Source organism: Tenacibaculum aestuarii (assembly GCF_964510395.1).
GTDB classification, from domain to species: domain Bacteria; phylum Bacteroidota; class Bacteroidia; order Flavobacteriales; family Flavobacteriaceae; genus Polaribacter; species Polaribacter aestuarii.
This window is the reverse complement of record NZ_CAZEFY010000003.1, coordinates 897,036-910,161: the sequence shown is the minus strand read 5'-3', so window position 1 is coordinate 910,161 and position 13,126 is coordinate 897,036. Positions and strand designations below refer to the sequence as shown.

The 13,126-nt window shown below is 33.5% G+C and carries 24 protein-coding genes; all 24 read left to right on the top strand.

What is annotated here, in order from left to right; translation table 11 throughout:
- Positions 1 to 2 precede the first annotated feature (2 nt).
- The 24 genes from rpsC (at position 3) to carA (ending at position 13,107) form a co-directional block, all read left to right on the top strand.
- Positions 3 to 725: a 30S ribosomal protein S3 gene (rpsC, locus tag ACKTSU_RS10440; RefSeq protein ID WP_028890731.1), complete on the top strand. Its 723-nt coding sequence runs from the start codon at positions 3 to 5 to the stop codon at positions 723 to 725.
- Between the two features lie 19 nt (positions 726 to 744).
- On the top strand, positions 745 to 1,176 hold the full coding sequence (gene rplP, locus ACKTSU_RS10435) for a 50S ribosomal protein L16 (protein WP_028890732.1): 432 nt from the start codon (positions 745 to 747) through the stop codon (positions 1,174 to 1,176).
- 13 nt (positions 1,177 to 1,189) lie between these two features.
- Positions 1,190 to 1,381 carry a 50S ribosomal protein L29 gene (gene rpmC / locus ACKTSU_RS10430; protein WP_028890733.1) on the top strand — a complete coding sequence of 64 codons (192 nt, stop codon included), beginning with the start codon at positions 1,190 to 1,192 and terminating at the stop codon, positions 1,379 to 1,381.
- 18 nt (positions 1,382 to 1,399) lie between these two features.
- A complete protein-coding gene (gene rpsQ, locus ACKTSU_RS10425) occupies positions 1,400 to 1,657 on the top strand; it encodes a 30S ribosomal protein S17 (RefSeq protein ID WP_028890734.1) in 258 nt (85 codons plus the stop codon).
- 1 nt (position 1,658) lies between these two features.
- Positions 1,659 to 2,027: a 50S ribosomal protein L14 gene (rplN, locus tag ACKTSU_RS10420; protein ID WP_028890735.1), complete on the top strand. Its 369-nt coding sequence runs from the start codon at positions 1,659 to 1,661 to the stop codon at positions 2,025 to 2,027.
- Positions 2,028 to 2,041: 14 nt separating this feature from the next.
- Complete coding sequence (gene rplX / locus ACKTSU_RS10415) at positions 2,042 to 2,350, top strand: 50S ribosomal protein L24 (RefSeq protein ID WP_028890736.1); 309 nt, start codon at positions 2,042 to 2,044, stop codon at positions 2,348 to 2,350.
- A gap of 2 nt (positions 2,351 to 2,352) precedes the next feature.
- Positions 2,353 to 2,904: a 50S ribosomal protein L5 gene (gene rplE, locus ACKTSU_RS10410; protein WP_028890737.1), complete on the top strand. Its 552-nt coding sequence runs from the start codon at positions 2,353 to 2,355 to the stop codon at positions 2,902 to 2,904.
- Between the two features lie 4 nt (positions 2,905 to 2,908).
- The gene (rpsN, locus tag ACKTSU_RS10405) at positions 2,909 to 3,178 is read left to right on the top strand and encodes a 30S ribosomal protein S14 (protein WP_028890738.1); all 270 of its coding nucleotides are present in this window, start codon (positions 2,909 to 2,911) and stop codon (positions 3,176 to 3,178) included.
- A gap of 385 nt (positions 3,179 to 3,563) precedes the next feature.
- A complete protein-coding gene (rpsH, locus tag ACKTSU_RS10400) occupies positions 3,564 to 3,962 on the top strand; it encodes a 30S ribosomal protein S8 (RefSeq protein ID WP_028890739.1) in 399 nt (132 codons plus the stop codon).
- 15 nt (positions 3,963 to 3,977) lie between these two features.
- The gene (rplF, locus tag ACKTSU_RS10395) at positions 3,978 to 4,523 is read left to right on the top strand and encodes a 50S ribosomal protein L6 (protein WP_274635084.1); all 546 of its coding nucleotides are present in this window, start codon (positions 3,978 to 3,980) and stop codon (positions 4,521 to 4,523) included.
- 19 nt (positions 4,524 to 4,542) lie between these two features.
- Positions 4,543 to 4,893 (top strand): 50S ribosomal protein L18, encoded by a 351-nt coding sequence (rplR, locus tag ACKTSU_RS10390; RefSeq protein WP_408036335.1) that lies wholly within the window; start codon positions 4,543 to 4,545, stop codon positions 4,891 to 4,893.
- 8 nt (positions 4,894 to 4,901) lie between these two features.
- Complete coding sequence (gene rpsE / locus ACKTSU_RS10385) at positions 4,902 to 5,426, top strand: 30S ribosomal protein S5 (RefSeq protein WP_408036912.1); 525 nt, start codon at positions 4,902 to 4,904, stop codon at positions 5,424 to 5,426.
- A gap of 11 nt (positions 5,427 to 5,437) precedes the next feature.
- A complete protein-coding gene (gene rpmD, locus ACKTSU_RS10380) occupies positions 5,438 to 5,620 on the top strand; it encodes a 50S ribosomal protein L30 (protein WP_028890743.1) in 183 nt (60 codons plus the stop codon).
- A gap of 11 nt (positions 5,621 to 5,631) precedes the next feature.
- Positions 5,632 to 6,084, top strand: coding sequence for a 50S ribosomal protein L15 (gene rplO / locus ACKTSU_RS10375; protein WP_028890744.1), 453 nt, complete (start codon positions 5,632 to 5,634; stop codon positions 6,082 to 6,084).
- 12 nt (positions 6,085 to 6,096) lie between these two features.
- The gene (secY, locus tag ACKTSU_RS10370; RefSeq protein ID WP_408036910.1) at positions 6,097 to 7,416 is read left to right on the top strand and encodes a preprotein translocase subunit SecY; all 1,320 of its coding nucleotides are present in this window, start codon (positions 6,097 to 6,099) and stop codon (positions 7,414 to 7,416) included.
- Positions 7,417 to 7,420: 4 nt separating this feature from the next.
- Positions 7,421 to 7,636, top strand: coding sequence for a translation initiation factor IF-1 (gene infA, locus ACKTSU_RS10365; protein ID WP_004568721.1), 216 nt, complete (start codon positions 7,421 to 7,423; stop codon positions 7,634 to 7,636).
- 12 nt (positions 7,637 to 7,648) lie between these two features.
- Positions 7,649 to 7,765: a type B 50S ribosomal protein L36 gene (ykgO, locus tag ACKTSU_RS10360; RefSeq protein WP_010181906.1), complete on the top strand. Its 117-nt coding sequence runs from the start codon at positions 7,649 to 7,651 to the stop codon at positions 7,763 to 7,765.
- Between the two features lie 106 nt (positions 7,766 to 7,871).
- Complete coding sequence (rpsM, locus tag ACKTSU_RS10355; protein ID WP_028890746.1) at positions 7,872 to 8,237, top strand: 30S ribosomal protein S13; 366 nt, start codon at positions 7,872 to 7,874, stop codon at positions 8,235 to 8,237.
- A 33-nt stretch (positions 8,238 to 8,270) separates the two neighbouring features.
- A complete protein-coding gene (rpsK, locus tag ACKTSU_RS10350; RefSeq protein WP_028890747.1) occupies positions 8,271 to 8,657 on the top strand; it encodes a 30S ribosomal protein S11 in 387 nt (128 codons plus the stop codon).
- Positions 8,658 to 8,791: 134 nt separating this feature from the next.
- Positions 8,792 to 9,397 (top strand): 30S ribosomal protein S4, encoded by a 606-nt coding sequence (gene rpsD / locus ACKTSU_RS10345; protein ID WP_408036334.1) that lies wholly within the window; start codon positions 8,792 to 8,794, stop codon positions 9,395 to 9,397.
- Positions 9,398 to 9,500: 103 nt separating this feature from the next.
- Positions 9,501 to 10,493 carry a DNA-directed RNA polymerase subunit alpha gene (locus ACKTSU_RS10340; protein WP_408036333.1) on the top strand — a complete coding sequence of 331 codons (993 nt, stop codon included), beginning with the start codon at positions 9,501 to 9,503 and terminating at the stop codon, positions 10,491 to 10,493.
- Positions 10,494 to 10,555: 62 nt separating this feature from the next.
- Complete coding sequence (rplQ, locus tag ACKTSU_RS10335; protein WP_408036332.1) at positions 10,556 to 11,032, top strand: 50S ribosomal protein L17; 477 nt, start codon at positions 10,556 to 10,558, stop codon at positions 11,030 to 11,032.
- A 145-nt stretch (positions 11,033 to 11,177) separates the two neighbouring features.
- Positions 11,178 to 11,915, top strand: coding sequence for a hypothetical protein (locus tag ACKTSU_RS10330; protein ID WP_408036331.1), 738 nt, complete (start codon positions 11,178 to 11,180; stop codon positions 11,913 to 11,915).
- Between the two features lie 82 nt (positions 11,916 to 11,997).
- A complete protein-coding gene (carA, locus tag ACKTSU_RS10325) occupies positions 11,998 to 13,107 on the top strand; it encodes a glutamine-hydrolyzing carbamoyl-phosphate synthase small subunit (RefSeq protein ID WP_408036330.1) in 1,110 nt (369 codons plus the stop codon).
- Positions 13,108 to 13,126 lie beyond the last annotated feature (19 nt).

Genomic DNA, 13,126 nt, shown 5'->3' with positions numbered 1-13,126 from the left:
AAATGGGACAAAAGACAAATCCAATAGGAAATCGTTTAGGAATTATCAGAGGATGGGAATCTAACTGGTATGGTGGAAATGACTACGGAGATAAGATTGCTGAAGATGATAAGATCAGAAAGTATATCAATGCTCGTTTATCAAAAGCAAGTGTTTCTCGTATTATTATTGAGCGTACTTTAAAACTTGTAACCGTTACTATCACTACTGCACGTCCAGGTATCATTATTGGTAAAGGAGGTCAAGAGGTAGACAAGTTAAAAGAAGAGCTTAAGAAGATTACAGGAAAAGAAGTTCAAATTAACATTTTCGAAATTAAGCGTCCAGAATTAGATGCAAACCTAGTTGCAGCTAGTATCGCACGTCAAATCGAAAACAGAATTTCTTACAAGCGAGCTACTAAGATGGCGATTGCTGCTGCAATGAGAATGAATGCAGAAGGAATTAAAGTGCAATTATCAGGTCGTTTAAACGGAGCTGAAATGGCACGTTCTGAGCATTACAAAGAAGGAAGAATTCCTCTTTCTACCTTCAGAGCAGACATCGATTATGCACTTGTTGAAGCACATACTACATACGGAAGAATCGGTGTGAAAGTATGGATTATGAAAGGTGAGGTTTATGGAAAACGTGAATTATCTCCATTAGTAGGATTATCTAAACAAAAAGGTAACTCTAACAAAGGTGGTGGTAATGCAAAACGTCAACCTCGCAGAAGAAAATAATTTTTAAAAGAAATTAAAAATGTTACAGCCAAAAAGAGTAAAATACCGTAAGGTACAGAAGGCGAAAGGAAATATGAAAGGTAACTCTGGTAGAGGTACTCAACTTTCTAACGGAATGTTTGGTATCAAATCATTAGACCAGAACTTACTTACCTCTCGTCAAATTGAGGCAGCTCGTATTGCGGCAACTCGTTATATGAAAAGAGAGGGGCAACTTTGGATTAAAATTTTCCCAGATAAACCTATCACTAAGAAACCATTAGAGGTACGTATGGGTAAAGGAAAAGGTGCACCTGATCATTTTGTTGCTGTTATTAAACCAGGTAGAATTTTGTTTGAAGTTGGTGGAGTACCAATGGAAGTAGCAAAAGAAGCTTTACGTTTAGCAGCTCAAAAACTTCCTGTAAAAACGAAGTTTGTAATAGCAAGAGATTTTGATTATAACGCTTAATTCTATTTAGATCATGAAACAATCAGAAATTAAAGAATTATCAACAGCTGACTTACAAGAAAAGCTTGGAGCGTTGAAGAAAAATTATACTGATCTTAAGATGGCCCACGCCATAACTCCATTGGAAAACCCATTAGAGTTACGTAGCTTAAGAAAAACTGTGGCAAGAATTGCTACAGAGTTAACTAAAAGAGAATTACAATAATTCTAGTCAGTTTTAAAGATGGAAAAAAGAAATCTTAGAAAAGAGAGAATCGGTGTAGTATCTAGCAACAAAATGGAGAAATCTATCGTAGTTAGCGAGGTAAAAAGAGTAAAGCACCCAATGTACGGAAAGTTCGTATTAAAGACTAAGAAGTACGTTGCACATGACGAGAATAACGATTGCAACGAAGGTGATACTGTAAGGATTATGGAAACACGTCCTATGAGTAAATCTAAACGTTGGAGATTAGTAGAAATCCTAGAAAGAGCTAAATAATATGTTACAGACAGAATCAAGATTAAAAGTCGCAGATAACACTGGAGCAAAAGAAGTTTTAGTGATTAGAGTTTTAGGAGGAACAAAAAAGCGTTACGCTAGCGTTGGAGATAAAATCGTTGTTACGGTAAAATCTGCAACTCCAAACGGAACTGTAAAGAAAGGTCAAGTATCTCGTGCAGTTGTTGTTCGTACTAAGAAGGAAGTTAGACGTAAAGACGGATCATATATCAGATTTGATGACAATGCTTGTGTACTTTTAAATCCTTCAGAGGAAATGAGAGGAACACGTGTATTCGGTCCTGTGGCTCGTGAATTACGTGAGAAACAATTTATGAAAATAGTATCATTAGCACCTGAGGTGTTATAAAATCAGATTTTAAAATGAAAAAATTTAAAATTAAATCAGGAGATACTGTTAAAGTTATAGCAGGAGATCACAAAGGATCTGAAGGTAAAGTTTTACAAATCATCAAAGATAAGGATAGAGTTGTAGTAGAAGGTGTAAACATGGTGTCTAAACACACTAAGCCTAGTGCTGCAAATCCACAAGGAGGAATTGTAAAAAAGGAAGCTCCATTACATATATCAAACGTTGCTTTAGTTGAAAACGGTGAAGCAGTAAGAGTAGGTTATAAAGTAGAAGGAGATAAGAAAGTAAGAGTGTCAAAAAAATCAGATAAAGCAATATAACCATGAGTTACGTACCAAGATTAAAAGAAGAGTACAAGAGCAGAGTTATCAAAGCTCTTACTGATGAATTTGGTTATAGCAATGTAATGCAAGTACCTAAATTACAAAAAATCGTTGTAAGTAAAGGTGTTGGTGCAGCTATAGCAGATAAGAAATTAATAGAATATGCTATTGATGAGTTAACTACAATTACAGGTCAAAAAGCAGTTTCTACAATCTCTAAGAAAGACGTTGCAAACTTCAAATTACGTAAAGGAATGCCAATTGGTGCAAAAGTTACGTTAAGAGGTGACAAAATGTACGAGTTTTTAGATAGATTAGTTACAGCTTCTTTACCACGTGTAAGAGACTTTAACGGAATCAAAGCAAACGGTTTTGATGGTAGAGGTAATTACAACTTAGGTATTACTGAACAAATCATCTATCCAGAGATTAATATTGATCAAGTGAAAAAAATTAGTGGTATGGATATTACTTTTGTAACATCTGCTAACACTGATAAAGAAGCTAAATCATTATTAGGAGAATTAGGATTACCATTTAAAAAGAATTAATAAGATGGCTAAAGAATCAATGAAAGCGCGTGAGCGCAAAAGAGCTAAAATGGTTGCTAAGTATGCTGAAAAGAGAAAAGCTTTAAAAGAAGCTGGAGACTACGAAGCATTACAAAAGTTACCAAAAAACGCATCACCAATTAGAATGCACAACCGTTGTAAGCTAACTGGACGTCCTAAAGGATATATGCGTCAGTTCGGAATTTCACGTGTTACTTTCCGTGAAATGGCTAACCAAGGATTAATTCCAGGAGTAAAAAAAGCAAGCTGGTAACAGCTCTTTACTATACAAGCAAAAGGTGTATAACGATAAAACGTTATGCACTTTTTTGTGTTTAAAAAGGTAGCTTTTTATAGAATTATCACACTATTTTAAAGGATGGAATTTAGTTTTTAAAGGCTGAAAATACCACAATAAATTAGTACTCAAAATGATAATTATTAAAATGGTTTGATTTTTAAAAAGTTTATGTATATTTGCACACTGTTTTTATAGGGTAAATTGTGCCTTGTAAGTAAATACTTGTAGCAAGTATAATACCTATGAGATTTTACCCAAAAAACGAACTAAATAAATATTAACTGGTTTCAGGTTTAGTATCAGTAGTTTACCTAGTAAAGTAAGGGAGCTAAAAACCAAAACCGCAATTTAATTAACTATGTATACAGATCCAATCGCGGATTTTCTTACTCGTGTGAGAAATGCTATTGCAGCTAACCACAGAGTAGTTGAAGTTCCTGCTTCTAAATTGAAGAAGGAAATGACGAAAATTTTGTTCGATCAAGGTTACATTTTAAGTTATCAGTTCAATGACGATAAGGTTCAAGGAACTATCAAGATAGCTTTAAAATACGATCGTGATACGAAAGAATCAGTAATCAGAAAGATTCAAAGAATTTCAACACCAGGTTTACGTAAGTACGTTGGCGCTAAAGAAATGCCAAGAGTATTAAACGGTTTAGGTATTGCTATTGTTTCTACATCTAAAGGTGTAATGACAAACAAAAAAGCAAGACAAGAGAACGTTGGTGGAGAGGTGTTATGTTACGTTTACTAAAAAACATTTTGTAAGATGAGTAGAATAGGAAAAAATCCAATCGCATTGCCACAAGGTGTTGAAGTAAAAGTAGACGGAAACGTGGTAACAGTAAAAGGTAAATTAGGAGAGTTAACTCAAGAGTTATCTTCTGATATTACTGTGAAAGTAGAAGATGGTACAATCACTTTAGAAAGACCATCAGATAGTAAAGATCATAGAGCTGCACATGGTTTATACCGTGCTTTAATCAATAATATGGTTGAAGGTGTAAGCAAAGGATTTACTAAAGAGTTAGAGTTAGTAGGTGTTGGATATAGAGCATCTAACCAAGGACAAAAATTAGATTTAGCCTTAGGTTTCTCTCATAACATTATTTTAGATTTAGCTCCAGAAGTTAAGGTTGAAACAGTATCTGAAAAAGGTAAGAATCCAATCGTAAAATTAACTTCACATGACAAGCAATTAGTTGGTCAAGTTGCAGCAAAAATTCGTTCTTTCCGTAAGCCAGAGCCTTACAAAGGAAAAGGAATTAAGTTTGTAGGAGAAGTATTAAGAAGAAAAGCAGGTAAATCTGCATAATAAATTAAGAGAAATTATTATGGCATTATCAAAGCTTGAAAGAAGACAACGAATTAAGCATAGAATTAGAAAGATTGTTACTGGTACCGCTGAAAAACCAAGATTATCAGTTTTTAGAAGTAACAAAGAAATCTATGCTCAGTTAATTGATGACGTTGCTGGTGTAACATTAGCATCTGCATCTTCAAGAGATAAAGAAATTACATCTAGTTCTAAGGCAGATGCAGCAACAGCAGTAGGTAAAGCTATCGCTGAAAAAGCTGTAAAAGCTGGTGTTGATACTGTTGCTTTCGATCGTAACGGGTATTTATACCACGGTAGAGTTAAAGTATTAGCAGACGCTGCTAGAGAAGCTGGTTTAAAATTTTAAGAAATTATATTATGTTAGGATATAAAAACGTAGAAAGAGTAAAACCAAGCGGATTAGAGCTTGTAGATAAATTAGTAGGAGTACAACGTGTTACTAAAGTAACTAAAGGAGGTAGAGCATTTGGTTTCTCTGCAATCGTAGTAGTTGGTGATGGTAACGGTGTTGTAGGTCACGGATTAGGGAAATCTAAAGATGTTTCTTCTGCAATTGCAAAAGCAGTAGAAGATGCAAAGAAAAACTTAGTGCGTATTCCTATTTTAGACGGAACATTACCACACGAGCAAAAAGGTAAATTTGGTGGAGCTAAAGTATTCATCAAGCCAGCTTCACACGGTACTGGGGTTATCGCCGGGGGTGCTGTACGTTTGGTATTAGAATCTGTTGGAGTAAAAGACGTATTATCAAAATCTCAAGGATCATCAAACCCTCACAACGTAGTAAAAGCTACTTTTGACGCTTTATTACAATTACGTAGCGCAGCAACTATTGCTAAGCAAAGAGGAATTTCTTTAGAGAAAGTTTTTAACGGTTAAAATTTAAGACGATGAGTAAAATTAGAGTTACACAAGTAAAAAGTCAAATCGGTCGCCTTAAAAATCAAAAAAGAACGTTAGAGGCGTTAGGTTTACGTAAAATGAACCAAACTGTAGAGCATGATGCAACAGCTACAATTTTGGGTATGGTAAATAAAGTTTCACACTTAGTTTCTGTAGAGGAAATTAAATAAGACAATAAAAGATGAGTTTACACAACTTAAAACCAGCAGCTGGAGCAACTAAGAACAAAGGGAAGCGTGTAGGACGTGGAGAAGGTTCTGGTAAAGCTACTACTGCAGGAAGAGGACACAAAGGAGCTAAATCTCGTTCTGGTTATTCTCGTAAAGTAGGATTTGAAGGAGGACAAATGCCACTTCAAAGACGTGTGCCTAAATTTGGATTCACTAACATTAACCGTAAAGAGTATGTTGGTGTGAATTTAGACAAGTTACAATCATTAGTAGATAACGGAAAGATAACAGATACAGTTAATTTAGATGTTTTAGTTGAAAACAGATTAGCTCGTAAAAACGACTTAGTAAAAATATTAGGTGGTGGAGAGTTAAAAGCTAAATTAAATATAACTGTACATAAGTATACAGCATCAGCAAAAGCAGCTATTGAAGCAGCAGGAGGTGAAGCAGTAACTTTATAATAATTGTAAATGATGAATTTTATAAATACTTTAAAAGACATTTGGAAGATAGAAGAGTTAAAAGAAAAATTACTTTTAACCTTAGGTTTAATTGCTGTTTACCGTTTTATGGCAGCTGTTCCATTACCAGGAATTGATCCAACTCAATTAACAGCATTAAAAGACAGTACTTCTGATGGACTTTTAGGTTTATTAAACGCATTTACAGGTGGGGCATTTGCTAGAGCGTCAGTAATGGCACTTGGTATAATGCCTTATATTTCTGCTTCTATTGTAGTACAGTTAATGGGTATCGCGGTACCTTATTTACAAAAGCTACAAAAAGATGGAGAAAGTGGACGTAAGAAGATTACGCAAATTACAAGATGGCTTACAATTGCTATAACCTTGTTTCAAGCACCTACTTATATTGGAGTTATCCAAAATCAAATGGGATTACCAGCTGAAGCATTTTTAGTAACAGGAGCAACATTTTGGGTATCATCTATTATTCTTTTAAGTGCAGGAACAATTTTTGCAATGTGGTTAGGAGAGCGTATTACTGATAAAGGAGTTGGTAATGGTATATCATTATTAATTACTGTAGGTATTATTGCAAACTTCCCAGCAGCATTCATTCAAGAATTAGTTGCTAAACAAACTGCAGGAGCAGGAGGAATTATGATGATTTTAATCGAATTAATAGTTTGGTTTGTGGTAATCTTGTTAACCGTATTATTAGTTACAGCAGTACGTAAAGTAGCAGTTCAATATGCACGTCGTACAGCAGTTACAAACATTAAAGATGTTGATGGCGCAAGACAGTACATTCCATTAAAATTGAATGCAGCTGGTGTAATGCCAATTATCTTTGCTCAAGCAATTATGTTTTTACCAATTGCATTAGGGCAAAAATACCCAGCATTAAACAGTTTAACTGATATTAACGGTTTATGGTATAACGTTATATTTGCTTTATTAATTATTGTCTTTAGTTATTTTTATACTGCTATTACTATTCCAACGAATAAAATGGCAGAAGACTTAAAGAGAAGTAATGGTTTTGTTCCAGGTTATAAACCAGGTGAAGAAACAGCTAACTTTTTAGATTCAGTATTGTCAAAAATTACATTACCAGGATCAATCTTCTTAGCAGCTTTATCTATTTTACCAGCAATCATTGTAAAGTTTGGAGTTACTCAAAACTGGGCAATGTTTTACGGTGGAACTTCATTAATCATTATGGTAGGAGTTGCAATAGACACCATTCAGCAAATAAACTCGTATTTATTAAATAGTCGTTATGACGGTTTAATGAAAACTGGTAACAGTAACAGAAAATCATTAAAATAATAATATGGCTAAACAATCAGCAATTCAACAAGACGGAACTATTACAGAAGCTTTATCAAACGCTATGTTCCGTGTAGAATTAGAAAACGGACATATTGTTACGGCACACATTTCAGGAAAAATGCGTATGCACTATATCAAATTATTACCAGGAGACAAGGTAAAATTAGAAATGAGTCCGTATGATTTATCAAAGGCAAGAATTACTTACAGATATTAAAAACACACACTGATGAAAGTAAGAGCATCATTAAAGAAAAGAAGTGCTGACTGCAAAATTGTACGCAGAAAAGGCCGTTTATACGTAATTAACAAAAAGAATCCTAGATTTAAACAAAGACAAGGATAATTAATAAGACACTAGTCATTAGTAATTAGTAGTTAGATGAATCTGCTTGAAATAGAAATGTTTAGGATTCTAACAACTAAAAGCTAACAGCTAAAAACTAAATTATATGGCAAGAATCGCAGGTATAGATATTCCAAAGAATAAAAGAGGTGTTATCGCTTTAACATATATCTTTGGTGTAGGAAGAAGCAGAGCTAAAGAGATTTTAGCAGCTGCTAACATAGACGAAAGTATCAAAGTTCAAGATTGGACTGATGATCAAATTGCAGCAATTCGTGAGCAAGTAGGAACTTACACTATTGAAGGTGAGTTACGTTCTGAAGTTCAATTAAACATTAAGCGTTTAATGGACATCGGATGTCAAAGAGGTATTCGTCACAGACTTGGTTTACCATTAAGAGGACAAAGAACGAAGAATAACTCTCGTACAAGAAAAGGTAAGAGAAAAACTGTAGCTAACAAGAAAAAATAATCATTGATTATTTTTTACTAATAGTAAAGAATTATGGCAAAGTCTAAAGTAACAAAAAAACGTAAAGTTATAATTGAATCAGTTGGTGAAGCTCACGTAACTGCATCATTTAACAATATTATTATTTCTTTAACAAACAAAAAGGGTGATGTAATTTCTTGGTCATCTGCAGGTAAAATGGGCTTCAGAGGTTCTAAAAAGAACACTCCTTACGCAGCTCAATTAGCAGCAGAAGATTGCGCAGAAGTTGCAAAAGAAGCTGGTTTACGTAAAGTAAAAGTGTATGTTAAAGGACCAGGTAACGGTAGAGAATCTGCTATCAGATCTATTCACAATGCTGGTATCGAAGTAACTGAAATCATCGATGTTACTCCAATTCCACACAACGGATGTCGTCCACCTAAAAGAAGAAGAGTATAAGTTGAAGTAATTCAACTTATACTTTAATTTAGTGTACCTTTGTACACAAAAATTAAGTATTTTAACAACAGTAGGATTAAAAGATTATCGAAGGAGTACGCCTTAATTCATAATCCCTACTAAATTAATTAGAAATGGCAAGATATACAGGACCAAAAACTAAGATTGCTCGTAAGTTTGGCGAGGCAATTTTCGGAGATGATAAAAACTTCGAAAAAAGAAATTACCCTCCAGGACAACACGGTGTTGCTAAACGTAGAGGTAAAAAATCGGAATATGCTATCCAGTTAATGGAAAAGCAAAAAGCTAAATATACGTATGGTATTTTAGAGCGTCAATTCCGTAACATATTTAAGAATGCACAAGCATCAGGAGGAATTACTGGTGAGGTGTTATTACAATTATGTGAGTCTCGTTTAGATAACGTTGTTTACCGTTTAGGTATCGCTACTTCACGTAGAGCAGCTCGTCAATTAGTATCTCACCGTCACATTACAGTAAACGGTGAAATCGTAAACATTCCTTCTTATAGATTACAAGCAGGAGATGTTGTTGCAGTAAGAGAGAAATCTAAATCATTAGAAGCTATTGAAAATGCATTAGCAGCTAACAGCGCAGTTTACGAGTGGTTAACTTGGAATGCTGATTTGAAATCAGGAACTTTTGTAAAAGCTCCAGAAAGATTACAAATTCCAGAGAACATTAAAGAGCAATTAATCGTAGAATTATACTCTAAGTAATAAATTAATTATATTGGTATTCAGCCAAAGGGTTTATTCGAACTTCTTCAAACTTATAAACCGCGCAACTGATTAACAATTAAAACGAAGAAAACAAATTAATATGGCAATTTTAAATTTTCAAAAACCTGATAAAGTAATCATGATTGAATCTACTGATTTTTCAGGAAGATTCGAATTTAGACCTCTTGAACCAGGTTTTGGATTAACAGTTGGTAATGCTTTAAGAAGAGTATTATTATCTTCATTAGAAGGATTCGCTATTACATCATTACGTATTGATGGAGTAGATCACGAATTTTCAACTATCCAAGGTGTTGTAGAAGACGTAACTGAAATCATCTTAAACTTAAAACAAGTTCGTTTTAAGAAGCAGATTGAAGAATCTGATAGAGAAACAGTTTCTATCGCAATATCAGGACAAGAGCAATTAACAGCTGGTGATTTACAAAAATTTATCTCAGGTTTCCAAGTATTAAACCCAGAGTTAGTACTTTGTAACATGGATAAATCAGTAACGTTAAATGCTGAAATTACCATTGAAAAAGGTAGAGGTTTCGTACCAGCAGAAGAAAACAAAAGAGCTGGTGCACCTTTAGGAACAATTTTCACAGATTCTATTTACACTCCAATTAAGAATGTAAAATATGCAATCGAAAATTTCCGTGTAGAGCAAAAGACCGATTACGAAAAATTAGTTTTCGATATCGATACTGACGGTTCTATCAATCCTAAAGATGCCTTAACCGAAGCAGCTAAGATTTTAATCCACCACTTTATGTTATTCTCAGATGAGCGTATCACTTTAGAGGCTGATGAAATTGCACAAACTGAAACATATGATGAGGAATCATTACACATGCGTCAGTTATTAAAGACGAAATTAGTTGATATGGATTTATCAGTTCGTGCTTTAAACTGTTTAAAAGCTGCAGAAGTTGATACTTTAGGAGACTTAGTATCATTTAACAAAAGCGATTTAATGAAGTTCAGAAACTTTGGTAAAAAATCATTAACTGAATTAGATGAGTTAGTGGCTAACAAAGGTTTAAATTTCGGAATGGATTTAAGTAAATACAAATTAGATAAAGATTAACCTTTCATATTTTGCTCCCCTAAACTAGGGTAGTAGCAAGATGAGAGCTAAAACCAAATGTCATGAGACACGGAAAGAAATTTAATCATTTAGGTAGAAAGACAGCGCACAGAAAGGCGATGTTATCTAACATGGCTTGTTCTTTAATCGAGCACAAGCGTATCAATACTACAGAAGCAAAAGCGAAAGCTTTACGTAAGTTTGTTGAGCCTTTAATTACAAAATCTAAAGACGATACAACTCACAACCGTCGTGTAGTATTTAGTTACTTACGTAACAAAGAGGCTGTTACAGAATTATTCAAAGAAATTTCTGTAAAAGTAGCGGATAGACCAGGAGGATATGTACGTATCATCAAATTAGGAAACCGTCAAGGAGATAATGCTCCTATGGCTATGGTTGAATTAGTTGATTACAACGAGTTATACAATCCAAAAGGAGACAAAGCTAAAAAGAGTACTCGTCGTAGCCGTCGTGGTGGAGCGAAGAAAACTGAAGCAGCTGCTGTTGAAACTCAAACTTCACAAGAAGAAGAATAAAAATGAAAGTTTTTATAAATTAAACGAAAAAGGACAAACATTTAATGTTTGTCCTTTTTTTTAAACTTTAAATTATTTTAATAAAAAAAATGATAGGAGTAAACTTTTTGTATATTTATAGCTATTAATTATTAATTTTTAAAATATGAAAAAGATAATGACGCTACTAATCCTAGTAGCATTTTGTTTAAACGCGTTAGGTCAAAGAGGTAATTCAGGAAGGGCGTTTAATGTAGGACAAGGATCTAATGGCCTTGGTAGTTCTAATAATTTTTTGAGCATCAGAGCAGGAAACTCTGGCAAATGGGTAAAGCAAACTAAAAATGAAGAGTTAACTGGTTCTGTTTATTTGTTTGATGATTGGAATAATAGAGGTGTGATTTATTCAAATGATGGTAAAGGGTATAAGTTAGATGGGTTAAACCTTAATTTAGAATTGAATAGATTAGAGGCTAAATTTGAAGATAAAAGTAAAAATTCAGTTTATGCTTTTGATCCAGAATCTGTAAAAAAGGCTACTATAGGTAACAAAGTTGTTAAGAGGATAAGGTTAAGTGATAAAGAAGGAGAGTTTTTTCTTGAGGAGCTGAGTATAAATGACAAAGTAGGTTTTTATAAGTTGTATTCAGTATCTATTAAATATGCTAGACTAAACCCTATGACTCAAAAGAAAATGGGTAATAATCAATATATAAAAGAAGAGACATACTATATAGAGTTTAATGGTAGAGGTTTAGAGGCAATAGAATTAAAAAAATCTAAAATTTTAAATAAACTTAAAGACAAAAAAGAAAAAGTTAAAAAGTTTATAAAAGAAAATAAACTAAATGTTAAAGAAGAAAATGATTTTATAAAACTCTTAAATTATTACAGCTCTTTATAATGATGATTTATAAAAAGGACAAACATTTAATGTTTGTCCTTTTTTTATATATTTTTGCAACCAAATTACACAACACCACTAAATGAAATATCAAACACGTAAAAAAGCATTAGTCTTATTAGCAGACGGAACTATTTTCTATGGAAAATCTATTGGGATAGAGGGAACCGCTACAGGAGAGATTTGTTTTAACACAGGTATGACAGGGTACCAAGAAATTTTTACTGATCCTTCTTATTATGGGCAACTTATGGTAACTACCAATGCACACATTGGTAACTATGGAGTTAACGATGATGAAGTAGAATCAGAAGGAATTAAAATTTCAGGATTAATTTGTCGTAATTTCAGTTTTACACATTCTCGTGTAGATTCTGATGGGAATTTATTAGATTGGTTTAAAAAACACAATTTAGTAGCTATTTCAGATGTAGATACTCGTGCATTAGTATCATATATTAGAGATAACGGAGCAATGAATGCTATTATTTCTACAGAAGTAGATAATATTGAAGAATTAAAGAAGCAGTTAGCTGAAACTCCGAATATGGAAGGATTAGAGTTAGCTTCTAAAGTATCTACAAAAGAGCCTTATTTTGTAGGAGATGAAAACGCACCGATTAAAATATCAGCTTTAGATATTGGAATCAAGAAAAACATTTTAAGAAACTTAGCAAAAAGAGGCGCTTATATTAAAGTGTACCCTTATAATGCAAGTTTTGAGCAAATGAGCGATTTCAAACCAGATGGGTATTTTATTTCAAACGGACCTGGAGATCCAGAGCCTTTAGAAGAAGCTCAAAAGACAGCAAAACAAATTATCGAAAAAGATTTACCATTATTTGGAATTTGTTTAGGACATCAGGTAATTGCATTGGCCAATGGAATCTCTACTTATAAAATGCATAACGGTCACCGAGGAATTAACCACCCAGTTAAGAATTTACTGACAGGAAAAGGCGAAATCACTTCTCAAAACCATGGGTTTGCTATCAATAGAGAAGAAACAGAAACGCATCCAGATGTAGAAATTACACATGTACATTTAAATGATAATACGGTTGCAGGTATCAGAATGAAATCAAAAAACGTATTTTCTGTACAGTATCATCCAGAAGCAAGTCCTGGACCTCATGATGCAGAATACCTATTTGATCAGTTTATTGAAAACATCAAAAAAGTAAAGGCATAATAAAATCTAAATAAAAATA

Excerpts from the sequence above, each read along its gene's own strand:
- rpsN (WP_028890738.1), top strand. The coding sequence starts at position 2,909 with ATGGCTAAAGAATCAATGAAAGCGCGTGAGCGCAAAAGAGCTAAAATG.
- rplP (WP_028890732.1), top strand. The coding sequence starts at position 745 with ATGTTACAGCCAAAAAGAGTAAAATACCGTAAGGTACAGAAGGCGAAA.
- rpsD (WP_408036334.1), top strand. The coding sequence starts at position 8,792 with ATGGCAAGATATACAGGACCAAAAACTAAGATTGCTCGTAAGTTTGGC.
- ACKTSU_RS10340 (WP_408036333.1), top strand. The coding sequence starts at position 9,501 with ATGGCAATTTTAAATTTTCAAAAACCTGATAAAGTAATCATGATTGAA.
- rpsQ (WP_028890734.1), top strand. The coding sequence starts at position 1,400 with ATGGAAAAAAGAAATCTTAGAAAAGAGAGAATCGGTGTAGTATCTAGC.
- rplQ (WP_408036332.1), top strand. The coding sequence starts at position 10,556 with ATGAGACACGGAAAGAAATTTAATCATTTAGGTAGAAAGACAGCGCAC.
- rpsM (WP_028890746.1), top strand. The coding sequence starts at position 7,872 with ATGGCAAGAATCGCAGGTATAGATATTCCAAAGAATAAAAGAGGTGTT.
- rplR (WP_408036335.1), top strand. The coding sequence starts at position 4,543 with ATGGCATTATCAAAGCTTGAAAGAAGACAACGAATTAAGCATAGAATT.
- rplE (WP_028890737.1), top strand. The coding sequence starts at position 2,353 with ATGAGTTACGTACCAAGATTAAAAGAAGAGTACAAGAGCAGAGTTATC.
- rplN (WP_028890735.1), top strand. The coding sequence starts at position 1,659 with ATGTTACAGACAGAATCAAGATTAAAAGTCGCAGATAACACTGGAGCA.
- rpsH (WP_028890739.1), top strand. The coding sequence starts at position 3,564 with ATGTATACAGATCCAATCGCGGATTTTCTTACTCGTGTGAGAAATGCT.
- secY (WP_408036910.1), top strand. The coding sequence starts at position 6,097 with ATGAATTTTATAAATACTTTAAAAGACATTTGGAAGATAGAAGAGTTA.
- infA (WP_004568721.1), top strand. The coding sequence starts at position 7,421 with ATGGCTAAACAATCAGCAATTCAACAAGACGGAACTATTACAGAAGCT.
- rpmC (WP_028890733.1), top strand. The coding sequence starts at position 1,190 with ATGAAACAATCAGAAATTAAAGAATTATCAACAGCTGACTTACAAGAA.
- rplF (WP_274635084.1), top strand. The coding sequence starts at position 3,978 with ATGAGTAGAATAGGAAAAAATCCAATCGCATTGCCACAAGGTGTTGAA.
- ACKTSU_RS10330 (WP_408036331.1), top strand. The coding sequence starts at position 11,178 with ATGAAAAAGATAATGACGCTACTAATCCTAGTAGCATTTTGTTTAAAC.
- rpmD (WP_028890743.1), top strand. The coding sequence starts at position 5,438 with ATGAGTAAAATTAGAGTTACACAAGTAAAAAGTCAAATCGGTCGCCTT.
- carA (WP_408036330.1), top strand. The coding sequence starts at position 11,998 with ATGAAATATCAAACACGTAAAAAAGCATTAGTCTTATTAGCAGACGGA.
- rpsK (WP_028890747.1), top strand. The coding sequence starts at position 8,271 with ATGGCAAAGTCTAAAGTAACAAAAAAACGTAAAGTTATAATTGAATCA.
- rplX (WP_028890736.1), top strand. The coding sequence starts at position 2,042 with ATGAAAAAATTTAAAATTAAATCAGGAGATACTGTTAAAGTTATAGCA.
- rplO (WP_028890744.1), top strand. The coding sequence starts at position 5,632 with ATGAGTTTACACAACTTAAAACCAGCAGCTGGAGCAACTAAGAACAAA.
- ykgO (WP_010181906.1), top strand. The coding sequence starts at position 7,649 with ATGAAAGTAAGAGCATCATTAAAGAAAAGAAGTGCTGACTGCAAAATT.
- rpsC (WP_028890731.1), top strand. The coding sequence starts at position 3 with ATGGGACAAAAGACAAATCCAATAGGAAATCGTTTAGGAATTATCAGA.